This window comes from Aeromonas sp. 3P (genome assembly GCF_051919745.1).
Lineage (GTDB): Bacteria > Pseudomonadota > Gammaproteobacteria > Enterobacterales > Aeromonadaceae > Aeromonas > Aeromonas veronii.
Genome location: NZ_JBQBED010000001.1, coordinates 4176591 through 4191146, shown reverse-complemented (window position 1 = coordinate 4191146; position 14556 = coordinate 4176591). Strand labels below are relative to the sequence as shown.

Sequence of the window (14556 nt, the reverse complement as noted above, 5' to 3'; positions counted from 1 at the left end):
CAAGACTCCCCTCACTTCATGGCATCAAAGATGGGTTTGAGGGTCGACGCCCAGTTCTCGGGGTTGATATCCCCCACGTGGCGATACCGGATGATCCCCTTGCTGTCGATAAAGAAGGTCTCCGGCGCGCCGTATACCCCGAGATCCAGCCCCAGCATGCCGTCCGGATCATAGAGGTTGACTTGATAGGGGTTGCCCAGCTCAGCCAACCATTTGATCGCCTTGTCGCGCTCATCCTTGTAGTTCATGCCGATGATGGGAATGCCCTGCCCTGCCAGCTGTTTGAGGTAGGTGTGCTCGCCATAGCAGGTCGGGCACCAAGTGGCCCAGACGTTGAGCAACATGGGGCGACCGGTCAGGATACTGCGATCGTGCTGCTTTTTCAGATCGTAAATGTCCTGCAGGGTGAACACCGGCACCTCTTTGCCCACCATCACGGACTCAAGCTTGGTGGGATCGGAGTAGAGCCCTTTGAACAGGAACACAGCCCCCAGCAAAAAGACGATAAAGGGGATTAAAAACAACCAGGTCTTTTTGTTCATGCCTTGGCCTCCTCCTCACGACGGCCGAAACGGTAACGCTTGTCGAGCATCGCCAGCACGCCACCAATGGCCATAAAGACGCCGCCGAACCAGATCCAGCGCACGAACGGCTTGTAGTAGATCCGCACCGCCCAAGCCCCGTTGTCGAGCTGTTCCCCCAGCGCCGCATAGAGATCGCGGGTGATGCCGGCATCGATGGCAGCTTCGGTCATCGGCATCCGGCTCACCTTGTACATCCGCTTCTCGGGCTTGAGCAGGGCGACCTGCTTGCCATTCTTGTGCACTTCCAGCACGCCCTTGAAGCCATCGTAGTTGGGGCCGTTCTTCTCCTTGATCCCGGCAAAGACGAATTCGTAATCGGCAAAGTGCACCCGATCACCCGCCTGCATTCGCAGATCCTTCTCGATGCTGTAATTCTGGGTGCAGGCGATACCTATGATGCTGACTGCCAGCCCCACATGGCCGAGGATCATGGCCCAGTGGCTGTTGCCAAGCTTGCGCACACCGACTGCAAAGCTGTGCTTATGGGTCGCTCGCGCCCAGGTCTCCTGCACGCTGGTGACGATGATCCAGGCACCCAGACCAATCCCTACCGCCGCCCACGGCTTGAAGGTTTCGGCAAAGAGCAGCGGCAACAGCAAGGCTGCGGCCAGACTCAGTACCAGTGCCACGACCACCTTGCTTTTGAGTTCCCCCAGCTCCTGACGACGCCAGCGAAACAGCGGGCCAACCCCCAGCAGCAGGGCAAACGGGATGATCAGCCAGCTGTAGATGTGGTTGAAGAAGGGGGTACCGATAGAGATGCTCCCCAGCCCCAGCTCCTTGTGCACCAGCGGCAGCAAGGTACCGAGCAGCACGGTCAGCAGACCCGCCACCAGCATGATGTTGTTGCAAAGCAGCAGGGTCTCGCGGCTCCACAGCTCGTGTTTGCCGTGGCTCTTCACCTGCGAGCCTTTAAAGGCAAACAGCAGCAAGGATGAACCGATCACCGCCAGCAGGAAGCCGAGAATAAACAGGCCGCGGGTCGGATCGGAGGCAAACGCATGCACCGACACCAACACGCCGGAGCGTACCAAGAAGGTACCCAGCAGGCTCAGCGAGAAGGCAGAGAGGGCCAGCAGCACGGTCCACGCCTTGAAGGTGGCGCGCTTCTCGCTCACCGCCAGCGAGTGCAGCAGAGCGGTACCCGCCAGCCAGGGCATGAAGGAGGCGTTTTCTACCGGATCCCAGAACCACCAGCCGCCCCAACCGAGCTCGTAGTAGGCCCACCAGGAGCCGAGCACGATGCCAAGGGTCAGGAATACCCAGGCCGCCATGGTCCAGGGGCGCGACCAGCGGGCCCAGGTCGCATCGAGACGGCCGGTCATCAGCGAGGCAATGGCGAAGGCAAACGCCACCGAGAAGCCCACATAACCCATGTAGAGCATCGGCGGATGGAAGATAAGACCCGGATCCTGCAGCAGCGGATTGAGGTCACGACCATCTACCGGGAAATAGGGCAAGGTGCGGGTGAAGGGATCGGAGGTGAACAGCACGAAGGCAGTGAAGCCGACCGAGATCAGCCCCAGCACACCGAGTACCCGCGCGACAGCATCAAGCGGCAGACGGCGGCTGAACATGGCCACCGCCGCAGTCCAGCCACCCAGGGTCAGTACCCACAGCAGCAGGGAACCTTCGTGGGCCCCCCACACCGCCGAGATGCGATAAGCGAGCGGCAGCAGGCTATTGGAGTTAGTGGCCACATACTGCACGGTGAAGTCGTTATCGATAAAGGCCCAGGTCAGGCAGAGAAACGACAGCAGCAGCAGCAAGAACTGGGCATAAGCGAGCGGACGGGCCGCCGACATCATGCCAAGACGCCCCCAACTGGCGCCCAGTAGTGGGTAGCTCCCCAGCAGCAGGGCAGTGGCAAAGGCCAGGATCAGCGCAAACTGACCTAATTCCGGGATCATGAAGGCATTCCTTTCAATTGAACGGTGACAACAGCCGCACCACGCACGGCAGGCAAAGCGGAAAAGGCAAACACCACAGGGATCACTGCTTGGCTCCCTTCAACTGCGCCTCGGTATACTCCGGCTTGAAGTGCATGCCGTTGGTGGCATCGGCCACTTCCGGCGGCATGTAGTTCTCATCGTGCTTGGCAAGCACCTCGAACGCCTCTACGGTCGTGGCATCCTTGAGGGTGCCCTGGGCAACAATCCCCTGCCCTTCACGGAAGAGATCCGGCAGGATGCCGTCAAACTCGACCGTCACCAAATGACCGCCATTATCCACCAGCTTGAAGGCAACCTTGAGGCTCTGGGGATCCCGCTGTACCGACCCCGGCACGACCAATCCACCGATGCGCAGGCGCTGCCCCTCTTCCGGCTTGATCTTGTCCGGTCCCTTCCCCTCCACCAGCTCGCTCGGGGTGTAGAAGAGGTCGATATTCTGACTGAGGGCGTAGAGCACCAGCCCGCTGACGGTCGCCAGACCCAGGGTGATGGCGAGAATGATGGTGAGGCGTTTTTTGCGTCTCGGGTTCATAGGGTGTTCTCCATCTGCTGGGCCGCCTTGCGACGGGCCTCACGCGCCTGCTTGCTGCGCAACTCACCGAGCAGGCTGCGGGTTTTCATGCGGGTAGAAATGATGATGCCGGCCAGACACACCAACGTCAGGCCAAAAGAGAGCCAGACATAGAAGGCGTAACCGCCCATCGCCATAAAATCACTGAAAGAGGCAAAGTGCATGCTTACTTCTCCTGCTCTGCAATCTCTTTGACCCAGGGGCGATGCCACTCCCGCATCAGGAGTTCATTGCGAAAACGCATCAGGGTCAGGGCCCCGAGAAACGCGGCAAACGCCAGAATCATGATCAGCAGCGGCCAGAGCATCTCGGGTGAAATGGAGGGTTTGTCAAATTTGGTGATGGTGGCCCCCTGATGCAGAGTGTTCCACCACTCCACCGAGTAGTGAATGATGGGCAGGTTGATCACCCCGACCAGCGCCAGAATGCCGGCGGCACGGCCAGCGACCACCTTGTCGCTGAAGGCGTTGTAGAGAGCAATCACGCCGAGGTAGAGAAACAGCAGGATCAGCTCAGAGGTGAGCCGTGCATCCCACACCCACCAGGTACCCCACATGGGCTTGCCCCAGGCGGCACCGGTAAAGAGGGCAATAAAGGTAAATACGGCGCCGACCGGCGCAATGGCTGCAACCGTCATGTCCGCCATCCGCAGCTGCCACACCAGGCCGATAAAGGCGGCCACCGCCATGGTGGAGTAGGCCCCCATGGAGAGAATGGCGGAAGGCACGTGGATATAGATGATCCGGAACGAATCTCCCTGCTGGTAATCCGCTGGCGCAAACGCGAGGCCCCAGACAGTACCGATCACAAACGAGAGCAGACTAATCACCGCAAACCAGGGCAACAGCGTGCCTGCCAGCTGATAGGCACGCTCCGGTTTGGCATAAGGGTGCAACCATTTCCACATAGCTCACAAAACCTTTTTGTTATTAATCGTTTGGCGAGGCCTACCATACCGACCGCAGGGCAGCATCAAATACCCCGAAAGCAATAAGCGGCACTCTCCTTGATCCATCGCAACATTATTTTTTGCAAAAAGACTCCGTTCGGAGCCAAATCCGGTTCAGCTCACGGCCATCAGTTGAGGCTGACCCGCAACGCCGCCGACACAGCCAGCGGTGTCAGTGTCAGAGCCCCCACCAGCATGGCGGCCAGAATGGCAAGCTGCCCGCCATAGGGCAAGCTCATCCCCGCAGCATCGATGGCTGAGGTGGCAAAAATCAGTACCGGAATATAGAGCGGCAGGATCAGCAGACTGAGCAGCACCCCGCCTTTGCGCAATCCCACCGTCAACGCAACCCCGACCGCGCCGAGCAGACTCAATACAGGAGTGCCCAGTGCCAGCGTCGCGACGACAGCCAGATAGGTGTTCATATCCAGCGACAGCAAAATCGCCAGCAAAGGAGAGATCAGTAGCAGCGGCAAGCCGGTCAGCAGCCAGTGAGCGACCACTTTCGCCAGCGCCAGCAAGCCCAGCGGGTGCGGCATCAGCATCATCTGCTCCAGCGCGCCATCGACAAAGTCGTCGCGAAACAGCCGCTCCAACGACAACATGGCCGCCAATAGCGCCGCCACCCAGATAATCCCCGGGGCAATACGGGCCAGCAGTTTGGGCTCCGGGCCAATGCCTAACGGAAACAGGGTGATGACGATGAGGAAAAACCAGAGCGGATTGAGAATATCGGAACGCTGGCGCAGAGCCATCAGCAGTTCACGGTGAATAAGGTGCATAACAGCGCGCAACATGGCGTTACTCCTGCAATGTCGAGGCGAAGGGGGTCAACGAGATAGTCTTCAGCCGTCCCTGCATCAGGGTCAGATCCTGATGGGTGGTGAGGATCACCATGCCGCCCCGCTCGGCGTGTTCCAGAAAGAGCTGCTCGAGCACCTTGACCCCTTGCTTGTCGATGGCGGTAAAGGGCTCATCGAGGATCCAGAGTGCCGGTTTCTGTGACAGCCAGAGTCTGGCCAGGGCCACCCGGCGTTGCTGACCGGCAGAGAGTTGCCCGGTCGGGTTCTCTTCAAATCCGGCCAGCCCAACCCGGGCCAATATCTGCCACAAGTCAGTTTCTGTTTGCTGCGGGTGATGTAACTGCTGGTAGAATTTCAGGTTTTCAAAAGGGGTCAGCGCCGCTTTGACACCGGGCTGATGGCCGAGATAGAGCAGATTGGCATGATACTCATCACGACAGTGACGAATATTCTCCCCATTCCAGCACACCTCACCGGCAAACGGCTGCGACAGCCCGGTCAACAACCGCAACAGGCTTGTCTTGCCAACCCCGTTGGGCCCTTCAATTTGCACCAGATCGCCGGGCGCAACAGAGAAAGAGAGGTGTTCAAACAGAGTGCGATCTTCACGCACGCAGCTCAGATTGTTAACTTGAAGCAGCATGGGGATTTTTTCAGAGAAAATGAAGCGGTCTGCATCTTAACACAGTATTGGAATACGTCTTTTCAAAGATGCAACAATTGAACTGACTGGCGACCGGGATCACAAAGAAAATACGGTAGAAACCGCCTGCTCAACGCAGCTGGGAGACAAGCGGCTGCACGCCATAAAATTCAGGAAGGCAATTGCCTTCCTGAATCATCAAGAGCGACCTTTTCGCAACGATATCAAGAGCTCTGCCTCTGCCTTTGGCAACTCGCACTCACTCATGACTTCATCAAGATCGGCGCCCAGTTCGACCATCTTGGCCGCTCGGCTGTAGAGCCTGCGTTCGGGATCCTGCATGGTCAGTTCTTGCTGGCGTTCATTGACCTGCTGCATCGCCCCTTCCACCGACTGCAGACGCTGCCCCATGCCAATAGCGCCGGTATGGAGTTCCATCATCTGCTTGCGCAAGCTTTCCAACTGACCCTGCAGGGTTGCCACACTGGCCTCGGACTCCTGCTTGCTGCGCTTGCTCTTGAACCAAATATAAGAGGCAAACGCCAAGGCAATCAGGGACACCCCCAAGGCAACCATCTCGATTATCAAAACATCACCTTACTTATCAGAGGGAACCGATATCTTCCCACTCTTCATCGGAGAGCAGCTTGTTCAAGTCAACCAGGATCAGCAGTTGCCCATCGCGGTTGCTCACCCCCTGAATAAACTTGGCGCTCTCTTCAGTACCGACCGCAGGTGCCGCATCGATCTCGGAAGAGCGCAGATAAACCACTTCAGCCACGCTGTCGACCATGATGCCGATCACCTGCTTCTCGGCCTCAATGATCACAATCCGGGAGTTTTCACTCACATCACCAGAAGGCAGACCGAAACGGGAACGGGTATCGATGACAGTCACCACATTGCCACGCAGGTTGATGATCCCCAGTACGTACTCAGGCGCACCCGGCACCGGTGCAATTTCGGTGTAGCGCAACACCTCCTGAACCTGCATCACATTGATGCCGTAGGTTTCGTTTTCCAGTTGGAAGGTTACCCATTGCAGCACTTCATCTTCGGCCAGATTCTGTGCAATATTGCGCTTTTCTGTCATGTTTTTATTCCTTTTATGAAAACGTCTACTGCTAAAACTAGCAATAAAACAGCTCGATTGCAGAAGTTATCAGCGACCTTCTATGTTAACCCCACGCTCCAGCAACAGGAGCAGTTCGCGGACGTGTAACAGGGCACACATTTTTTCTTTAACCATGCCCGCCAACCAGGGGCGCTTGCCCTCCTGATGGCGCCATTTCACCTGGTCACGGTGTAACAATTCAGTCCCTTTGAGATGATGGCAGGCTAATCCCCACGGCGATTCACCAAGCATAATCAGATACTTGTAATCATCCATCTCGAGATGCTGACCCGGCATGACCCACTGGGCAGTATCGACCACATTCATCTTCTGCTCGCGGGAGGTCATGATCCCCTTGTACCAACCCGGTTGGCCAAACAGGGAGGTGATCTCGCCCAGCTGATGAATACCACCCAGCTCGGTCAACGGCACCGCAAACGTCACGCCCGCGACTTCAAAGAAAAGGGCCTGAAACTCTTTACCGGTATCGATATTTTCCCAGGTAACAGGTTCACTGGCCTCTACCGGAGCAACCTCCAGCGCCGTCTCGGTCAGGATAGTAGTATGGGGTTCCGCAACCTCGGGGAGCAGCACCTCCGCAGGCCACTCAGGCTCCACCGGCAGCAGTGACTCCTCTGCCACAATCTCCAGCGGTGCGGTGAGAGTTGCTTCCTGGGTGAAGGCGTCATTCTCAAACTGGACTTGTCCCACCTGAGCCAATAGCTCACCGAGCTGGGCAAGCCGTGGATCGCTTTCAAGGTAAGGTGCGGCGACTACCTCGGGGACGCTTTGGGGCTGACGTTGCAACTGTAAAACAGGGGCAGATTGAACCTCTTCCACCTCATCCAGCACCAGCGGCTCATCGAGCAGCAGGGAGTGGAAATAGTCATCCATCGCCCGAACTTGAATGGTATCTCTCATGCCGTCACCTCATGAACCCGTTGCCGCTCAAGGGCATCAAGATGATTGAGCAGCGTTTCATATGCATAGGTTCCACGACTCCCGGGAGAATAGATAGACGGGGGGATATGCAGCAAGCTGGCATCCCGAAACTTGGTATCAATAGGGATTACCGCATTCCACACCGAATCCCCATATTGATCCTTGATCGACTTCAAGGTCATCAGAGAGGCACGGGTGCGCTTGTCGAACATGGTCGGGATCACGGTATAACGGAACTTGTCACGCTTGGAACGCTGCATGATCTCGAATGTTTTCATCATCCGCTCCAACCCCTTGAGGGCCAGAAATTCGGTCTGGACAGGCACCAGAATGCGATCGCAGGCAGCCAACGCGTTGACCATCATCACCCCCAGCACTGGCGGGCAATCGATCAGCACGTAATCATATTGATCCTGAATGCGCAGCAGTGCCCGCTTCAGTACCAGTCCCATCCCCTCACGATTGCCCATCACCCGATCAAGGGTCGCAAGGGTAATAGATGCGGGTAGTAAATTGATATTCTCGAACTTGGTCTTGAGCGTCAGTTTATTGACAAGCTCGGCTGTCGGTTTGACAGCTTGAAACAACTCATAGAGGGTTCCATCCAGGCGATCTGAATCAAAATCAAGATATGCAGTCAGCGAAGCATGGGGGTCGGTATCAATCAACAGCACCCGCTGGCCACGCTGGGCCAGGATCCCCGCAAGCGAGACCACTGTGGTGGTTTTACCCACACCACCTTTCTGGTTGGCAACCGTCCAAACAATCACTGTATCAATCCTGCCTTGTTGTTATGCGTATGCCACCACCGGGCAAGGTGATCACCTTTATCTCTCCTGCATCCACCGCCTGCTGTACAGCAGGAACCGGTTCAGCAACTACCGTCGGTGTTGCAACCACAGGTGCCGGCGGCACCCAGGCAAATTTGGAGATAGCGACCACAACCTTGCGATTCTGCAGTCTGCCCTGCTCGCTGCCGTTGTCAGCAAAAGGGGAAAACTCGCCATATGCCTCGAACGCCAGACGCTGGGGGGCGATCCCATCTGCAATCAAACCATTGAGTACCGCTTCGGCCCGAGCAGCAGAAAGCGCCCAGTTAGAACGATAAATTTCATTATTTATCTGTTGGTTATCGGTATAACCCCGAACCCTTACATAGTTATCGACCGGTTTGAGAATACTTGAAAGAGTATTAATGACCGGTGCAGCGTTTGGTCCCAAAAAGGCACTGCCGCTGCCAAACAACAAGCCGGAACTGAGTTCAACCGTCAGCCAGTTCTCATCTTGCGTCAGTTTGACGATACCGGCATCCACCAGCGAGCCCATGCTCTGTTGCAACTGCATATCGAGTTTTGCAAGTGTCGCGCCATCTTGCAGCACTGGCACACCAGAAATAGGAGCAAGTGAAGGAGAGGGGGATGCTGGGCTTTCCAGCAACGATGGAGAGGCAGATACCGGGTTATCCAGCAGGGAATTACCCTGCCCTTCAAGCAAGCCATTGCCGCCAGACTGCATGACACTGAACGCCTGGCTCATACCATCAATCACCGCGCGATACTTGTCCTTGTTCACCAGCGCAACAGAGTAAAGCACCACGAACAAGGCAAAGATCAGCGTCATATAATCGGCATAGGAGACCAGCCAGCGGTCAAGATGCTCGCGACCCTGCAAGTGCAACCGATAGCGCTTGCGCATGGCTACTCTCCTTTCAAATAGGCCCTGAGCCGGCGTTCAACCTGCAAGCCGTTTTCACCATGGGCGATAGCCAGCAGCCCTTCCAGGGTCATCTCCTGAAAGAGTGCATAGTGATAGTGAAATGCGCGTAGCCGGTTGGCGATAGGCAGGTAGATGAGGTTGGCAAACCCCACTCCATAGATGGTTGCCACAAATGCCACTGCGATACCCACCCCCAGCGCTGACGGGTCTTCGAGATGAAACATGGCCTGGATCAGGCCCAGCACGGCACCGATGATCCCGATGGTCGGACTGTACCCCCCCATAGCTTCAAATACCCTGGCGGCATGTTCATTACGCTCCTGCTCGATATCGATATCGGCTTCGAGCAACATGCGAATATCCTCCGTGGATACCCCATCGACAATCATGCCAAGCCCTTGACGGGTAAAGTTGTCTTCCTCCTGCTCAGCCTGATTTTCAAGAGCCAGCAGCCCTTGCTGGCGCGCAAAGACGGCCCATGACTGCAACCGTTCGGCCTGCGTCGCGAGATCCTGGCGGGGAGGGGTAAAAATCCATAACAGCTGGCGCAACGCCAGCAGGATGTACTTGGCTGGAGTCTGCAACGTGACGGCACCAACGGTACCACCCAGCACGATCAAAAAAGCGGGGCCGTCCACCAACGTCAACAGGGAGCCGCCATGCCACAGTTGGGCAATGGCAATAGCCCCCAATGCCAGGAGCAGACCGAGCAAGCCCATGATTAGCGCCCCAACTCAACCAGAATACGCTGGGCCACCTTGTCCAGAGGGAGTGATTCGCTGGCAATCCCCGCTTTGGCTACCGCTTGCGGCATACCATATACCACGCAGGAAGCCTCATCCTGAGCCCAGATGGTTGATCCCTGCTCTTTCAGCAGTCTGGCGCCATCACGGCCATCTGCGCCCATACCGGTCAGCACAATCGCCAGTACCTTGTCGGCATAGGTTTTGGCCGCAGAGGCAAAGGTGATGTCCACACAAGGCTTGTAATTGACCTTGTCGTTGCCATCCACGATGCGAATGCGAGCCCCTACCCCACGACCTTCCAACAGCATCTGCTTACCACCGGGAGCAAGATAGGCATGCCCGGGTTTAAGCACATCGCCATCTTCCGCTTCCTTGACGCCAATCTGACATAACCCGTTGAGACGGGCAGCAAATGCGGCAGTAAACGTGGCTGGCATATGCTGGATAAGCAGGATTGGATGGGGAAAATCCCCCGGCAACTTGGTCAGCACATTTTGCAAAGCAACAGGTCCGCCGGTAGAAGTCCCGATCGCCACCAACTGATAACTCTTGCCACTGCGCTTGAATGAGGCACTTGGCACAGTGCGTTGCAGATCAGGCTGACGATCTGAAGATCTGGGCGCAGGGCTACCCAGCGGAGCACGAGCAACCGGTTCAGGTGCTTTGGGGCGAGCAGCTGATGTCATCAGGAAGCGCTTGCGGGAAATCTCCTTTACCCGCTGTTGCAACAGTCTGACCGCTTCATCTTTGTCTCTGGCAATGTCCTCAAACTTCTTGGGCAAGAAGTCTAGGGCACCAGCATCCAGCGCATCCAGCGTAGCCTTGGCCCCTTCATGGGTCAGGGAGGAGAACATCAGAATGGGGGTTGGGCACTTGGCCATGATCTCCCGCACCGCACTGATGCCATCCATCACGGGCATCTCGATGTCCATGGTGATCACATCAGGGCGCAGTGACAGCGCCTTGTCCACCGCCTCACGTCCATTCTGGGCCGTATCAATCACCGTCAGCATGGGATCCTGATTGATGATCTCGCTCACCCGACGGCGAAAGAAGCTCGAATCGTCGACAACTAATACCTTGACTGCCATTGTTGTTTTTCTAACTCCTTGGGCCTGAGCTATTAATGTCTACGCGCATATGCTTTGAGCAGACTCGGCACATCCAAAATAAGAGCGATTCCGCCATCACTGGTAATCGTCGCACCGGCCATGCCAGGGGTGCCTTGCAGCAGATTATCGAGTGGCTTGATCACCACCTCTTCCTGACCAATCAGGCTGTCTACCACAAACCCGATTTGCTGAGTGCCAATCTGCACAATCACCACATGTCCGGTATCCTGACGTGAACGCTTGTTGGCGCCACGAATCAACCACTTGTGCAGATAGAAGAGCGGTATCGCCTTCTCGCGCACAATGATGGTGAGCTGGCCATCAACCATGTTGGCCTTTTTCAGATCCAGATGGAAAATCTCATTCACACAACCAAGGGGAAGTGCGAAAGTCTGCTCACCCACTTCCACCATCAGAGTTGGCAGAATGGCCAGCGTCAACGGAACCTTGATTTCGAGACGGGTACCTTTCCCCCAGGTGGAATCGATATGCACCGATCCATTGAGGCTGACAATGCTGGTTTTAACCACATCCATTCCGACACCACGGCCAGAGATATCGGAGATCTCGGCCTTGGTTGAAAAGCCCGGAGCAAAGATCAGGTTATAGGCATCGTTGTCGCTCATGCGAGCGGCAGTATCTGCATCCAGAACACCGCGACTGATTGCGATGGACTTGAGTTTCTCAGGATCCATCCCTGCCCCATCATCCTCGATGCAAAGCAGAATATGGTCACCTTGCTGGGAGGCACTAAGGGTTATTGTCCCTTGACGCGGTTTGCCCGCTTTCTCTCGCACATCCGGCATTTCGACCCCGTGATCGCATGAGTTGCGAACAAGGTGAACCAGAGGATCGGCGAGCGCCTCTACCAGGTTTTTATCCAGATCTGTCTCTTCCCCCACCATCACCAGCTCAATCTCTTTCTTGAGGGTTCTGGCCAGATCACGCACCACGCGCGGGAAACGACCAAATACCTTCTTGATTGGCTGCATGCGGGTTTTCATCACCGCACCTTGCAGGTCAGCCGTTACCACATCCAGATTGGCAACCGCCTTTGACATCTCTTCATCATTGCTGGCAATACCCAGGCTCACCAGCCGATTACGAACCAGTACCAACTCGCCTACCATGTTCATGATGACATCGAGAGTCTTGGTATCCACCCGCACCGTCGTATCGCTTTGCACGGCACTGTTTTCTGCTGGCGCAGGCGCAGCCTTGGCGGCAGGCGCTGGTGCCTTGGCTGCTTCAGCGGGTTTTGCGGGGGCAGCCGGTGCTGGTTTGGCTACAGGAGTGGCCGGTTTGGGCGGAGTCACCGCGGCAGGTGCGGCAGGTGCGGCAGGTGCGGCAGGTGCGGCAGGTGCGGCAGGTGCGGCAGGTGCGGCAGGTGCGGCAGGTGCGGCAGGTGCGGCAGGTGCCATAGTACTCTGAGGCCCTTGACCACGACCATGCAATTCATCAAGCAGACGCTCAAACTCATCATCATCGATAAGCTCGTCCACCTCTTTTTGCACCGATTTCAGAGGATTCACCTCTGGCGCCCCCATGTGCTGTCCCTGACCATGCAACTGGTCCAACAAGGCCTCAAACTCATCATCGGTGATATCGCCAGAGCCACCAGCGATAGGCGCTGCTGCAACCGTCTTGGTCGGTGCCCCACCCACGCCGTGGAGCTCGTCCAGCAGACGTTCAAACTCGTCTGCAGAAATTTCATCGATCGAGCCGCCGCCATTGACAGGAGCAGGCTCGCTGCTGATGGCTGCGGGTTCAACAACTTCTGGAGCAACTTCTTCAACAACTACCGGTGCTGCAGGTTCAGATTCTACAGCCGCAGCCGCACTGGTAGCAGTGCGCAGTTGCTCTTCCCCTTCCGGCTTGCACAACTCGTGGAGGTCATGAAGCAAATCATCTGACGCAGGGCTGGGTGCTTCGCGATTTTGAACCTGGGCGAACATGACATTGATGGCATCCAGCGCTTGCAGGATTACATCCATCAGCTCCGCAGTAACGGTTCGCTTGCCATTACGCAAGATATCGAACACGTTTTCCGCACCGTGGCATACATCAACCAGTTCACCGAGCGACAGAAAACCAGCCCCCCCTTTCACGGTATGGAAACCGCGAAAGATGGCATTCAACAGGTTCTTGTCATCGGGCCGCTTTTCCAAGTCGACCAGTTGTTCAGACAACTGTTCCAATATTTCGGATGCTTCGACCAGAAAGTCTTGCAGTATGTCTTCATCAACTTCGAAGGCCATGCGTCACTCCATTAGAATCCCAAGCTAGACAGCAGATCGTCCACATCATCCTGACCATTGACCACATCGGCACGAGCCTCGGGGTTCATGATAGGGCCCTCTGCTTCAATCCCGTTGACAGGAATACTACGAGTTGAATGCTCAGCAGAAGCCTCACCAAACATGGTCAGCATTTCTATTAATTTTGTTTCAACTTCCTGAACAAGCTTGATGACCTTGCGGATCATCTGACCTGTCAAATCCTGAAAATCTTGTGCCATCAGGATTTCTGTCAGCAGTTGCCGTAATTTATCGGCATCAGACTCTGAAGCCTTAATAAAATCATCAAGTTGGTGACATAAGGATTTGAACTGTCCCACGCTCATGTCACGAGACATGAGGGCATTCCAGTTCGGCATCACCAGCTGGATATTGTCATTCAGGCGATCCGCTATCGGCAAACTGGCTTCCACCGCATCCATTGTGCGATTGGCCGCTTTGTCGGTCATATCGATAACGTAGCTCAAGCGTTCCCGAGCATCGGGAATATCATGAGTAGCCAAATCCGGAATACGGGGATCGAGGCGAAATTCTTGAAGTGAATCATGCAGTTGTCGGGTCAGCTGACCTACTTTTTCAAACAGATCGGCTGCGTTGGGGGCACATACTTCGGCAAGCAGTTCATCGGCCAGCTCAAATTCGCCTTGCTCCAGATGAGCAACAAGCATCCTTGCCTGGTCGAGCGAAATCATTGCTCTCGTTTTGGCCATCATCCCTGCAGCTCCTTAGCCAATTCGTTCGAAAATTTTGTCGAGTTTTTCTTTGAGCGTTGCTGCGGTGAAGGGCTTGACGATGTAACCGTTGACGCCAGCTTGGGCGGCTTCAATGATCTGCTCACGTTTGGCTTCAGCGGTTACCATCAGTACCGGCAGATGCTTGAGCTTCTCATCGACACGGATGGCTTTAAGCAGGTCAATACCTTGCATGCCTGGCATGTTCCAGTCGGTAACTACAAACTGAAAGTCACCATTTTTCAGCATCGGCAGCGCTGTATTGCCGTCATCCGCCTCATGGGTATTGTTGAATCCCAAGTCGCGCAGCAAGTTCTTGATAATCCGGCGCATCGTTGAAAAATCGTCAACAATGAGGATTTTCATGTTCTTGTCCAAAATTCCCTCCTAAATAGC

General features: G+C 55.9%; 17 protein-coding genes. All 17 read right to left on the bottom strand.

What is annotated here, in order from left to right; genetic code table 11:
• Window positions 1–11: 11 nt before the first annotated feature.
• The 17 genes from ACTG19_RS19495 to cheY all read right to left on the bottom strand — a co-directional run bounded on the left by ACTG19_RS19495 (window position 12) and on the right by cheY (window position 14526).
• Window positions 12–542: a DsbE family thiol:disulfide interchange protein gene (locus tag ACTG19_RS19495; protein ID WP_064335794.1), complete on the bottom strand. Its 531-nt coding sequence runs from the start codon at window positions 540–542 to the stop codon at window positions 12–14.
• The gene (locus ACTG19_RS19490) at window positions 539–2494 is read right to left on the bottom strand and encodes a heme lyase CcmF/NrfE family subunit (RefSeq protein ID WP_113740467.1); all 1956 of its coding nucleotides are present in this window, start codon (window positions 2492–2494) and stop codon (window positions 539–541) included. Before ACTG19_RS19490 ends, ACTG19_RS19495 begins: the two co-directional genes overlap by 4 nt.
• Window positions 2495–2576: 82 nt before the next feature.
• On the bottom strand, window positions 2577–3068 hold the full coding sequence (ccmE, locus tag ACTG19_RS19485) for a cytochrome c maturation protein CcmE (protein WP_103251229.1): 492 nt from the start codon (window positions 3066–3068) through the stop codon (window positions 2577–2579).
• Complete coding sequence (ccmD, locus tag ACTG19_RS19480; protein WP_330125056.1) at window positions 3065–3271, bottom strand: heme exporter protein CcmD; 207 nt, start codon at window positions 3269–3271, stop codon at window positions 3065–3067. The genes ccmE and ccmD overlap by 4 nt, the downstream gene beginning before the upstream one ends.
• A gap of 2 nt (window positions 3272–3273) precedes the next feature.
• On the bottom strand, window positions 3274–4014 hold the full coding sequence (locus tag ACTG19_RS19475) for a heme ABC transporter permease (RefSeq protein ID WP_005334687.1): 741 nt from the start codon (window positions 4012–4014) through the stop codon (window positions 3274–3276).
• 170 nt (window positions 4015–4184) lie between these two features.
• Entirely contained in the window at window positions 4185–4853 is a 669-nt protein-coding gene (gene ccmB, locus ACTG19_RS19470; RefSeq protein WP_103251228.1) for a heme exporter protein CcmB, read from the bottom strand.
• Between the two features lie 4 nt (window positions 4854–4857).
• Complete coding sequence (gene ccmA / locus ACTG19_RS19465) at window positions 4858–5502, bottom strand: cytochrome c biogenesis heme-transporting ATPase CcmA (RefSeq protein ID WP_113740466.1); 645 nt, start codon at window positions 5500–5502, stop codon at window positions 4858–4860.
• A 198-nt stretch (window positions 5503–5700) separates the two neighbouring features.
• On the bottom strand, window positions 5701–6078 hold the full coding sequence (locus tag ACTG19_RS19460; RefSeq protein ID WP_005353661.1) for a DUF2802 domain-containing protein: 378 nt from the start codon (window positions 6076–6078) through the stop codon (window positions 5701–5703).
• Between the two features lie 28 nt (window positions 6079–6106).
• Complete coding sequence (locus ACTG19_RS19455) at window positions 6107–6595, bottom strand: chemotaxis protein CheW (RefSeq protein WP_005298836.1); 489 nt, start codon at window positions 6593–6595, stop codon at window positions 6107–6109.
• A 69-nt stretch (window positions 6596–6664) separates the two neighbouring features.
• Complete coding sequence (locus ACTG19_RS19450; protein WP_113740465.1) at window positions 6665–7537, bottom strand: chemotaxis protein CheW; 873 nt, start codon at window positions 7535–7537, stop codon at window positions 6665–6667.
• Window positions 7534–8328, bottom strand: coding sequence for a ParA family protein (locus tag ACTG19_RS19445; RefSeq protein ID WP_005334696.1), 795 nt, complete (start codon window positions 8326–8328; stop codon window positions 7534–7536). Before ACTG19_RS19445 ends, ACTG19_RS19450 begins: the two co-directional genes overlap by 4 nt.
• 4 nt (window positions 8329–8332) lie before the next feature.
• A complete protein-coding gene (locus tag ACTG19_RS19440) occupies window positions 8333–9253 on the bottom strand; it encodes a flagellar motor protein MotB (RefSeq protein ID WP_005334698.1) in 921 nt (306 codons plus the stop codon).
• A gap of 2 nt (window positions 9254–9255) precedes the next feature.
• Window positions 9256–9993 carry a flagellar motor protein gene (locus ACTG19_RS19435; RefSeq protein ID WP_439989440.1) on the bottom strand — a complete coding sequence of 246 codons (738 nt, stop codon included), beginning with the start codon at window positions 9991–9993 and terminating at the stop codon, window positions 9256–9258.
• Between the two features lie 2 nt (window positions 9994–9995).
• A complete protein-coding gene (locus ACTG19_RS19430; RefSeq protein WP_129503544.1) occupies window positions 9996–11111 on the bottom strand; it encodes a protein-glutamate methylesterase/protein-glutamine glutaminase in 1116 nt (371 codons plus the stop codon).
• 32 nt (window positions 11112–11143) lie between these two features.
• Window positions 11144–13390 carry a chemotaxis protein CheA gene (locus ACTG19_RS19425; protein WP_439989439.1) on the bottom strand — a complete coding sequence of 749 codons (2247 nt, stop codon included), beginning with the start codon at window positions 13388–13390 and terminating at the stop codon, window positions 11144–11146.
• Between the two features lie 11 nt (window positions 13391–13401).
• Window positions 13402–14142, bottom strand: a complete 741-nt coding sequence (locus tag ACTG19_RS19420; RefSeq protein WP_005353668.1) for a protein phosphatase CheZ — start codon at window positions 14140–14142, stop codon at window positions 13402–13404.
• A 12-nt stretch (window positions 14143–14154) separates the two neighbouring features.
• The gene (cheY, locus tag ACTG19_RS19415; RefSeq protein WP_005334709.1) at window positions 14155–14526 is read right to left on the bottom strand and encodes a chemotaxis response regulator CheY; all 372 of its coding nucleotides are present in this window, start codon (window positions 14524–14526) and stop codon (window positions 14155–14157) included.
• Between the last annotated feature and the right edge of the window lie 30 nt (window positions 14527–14556).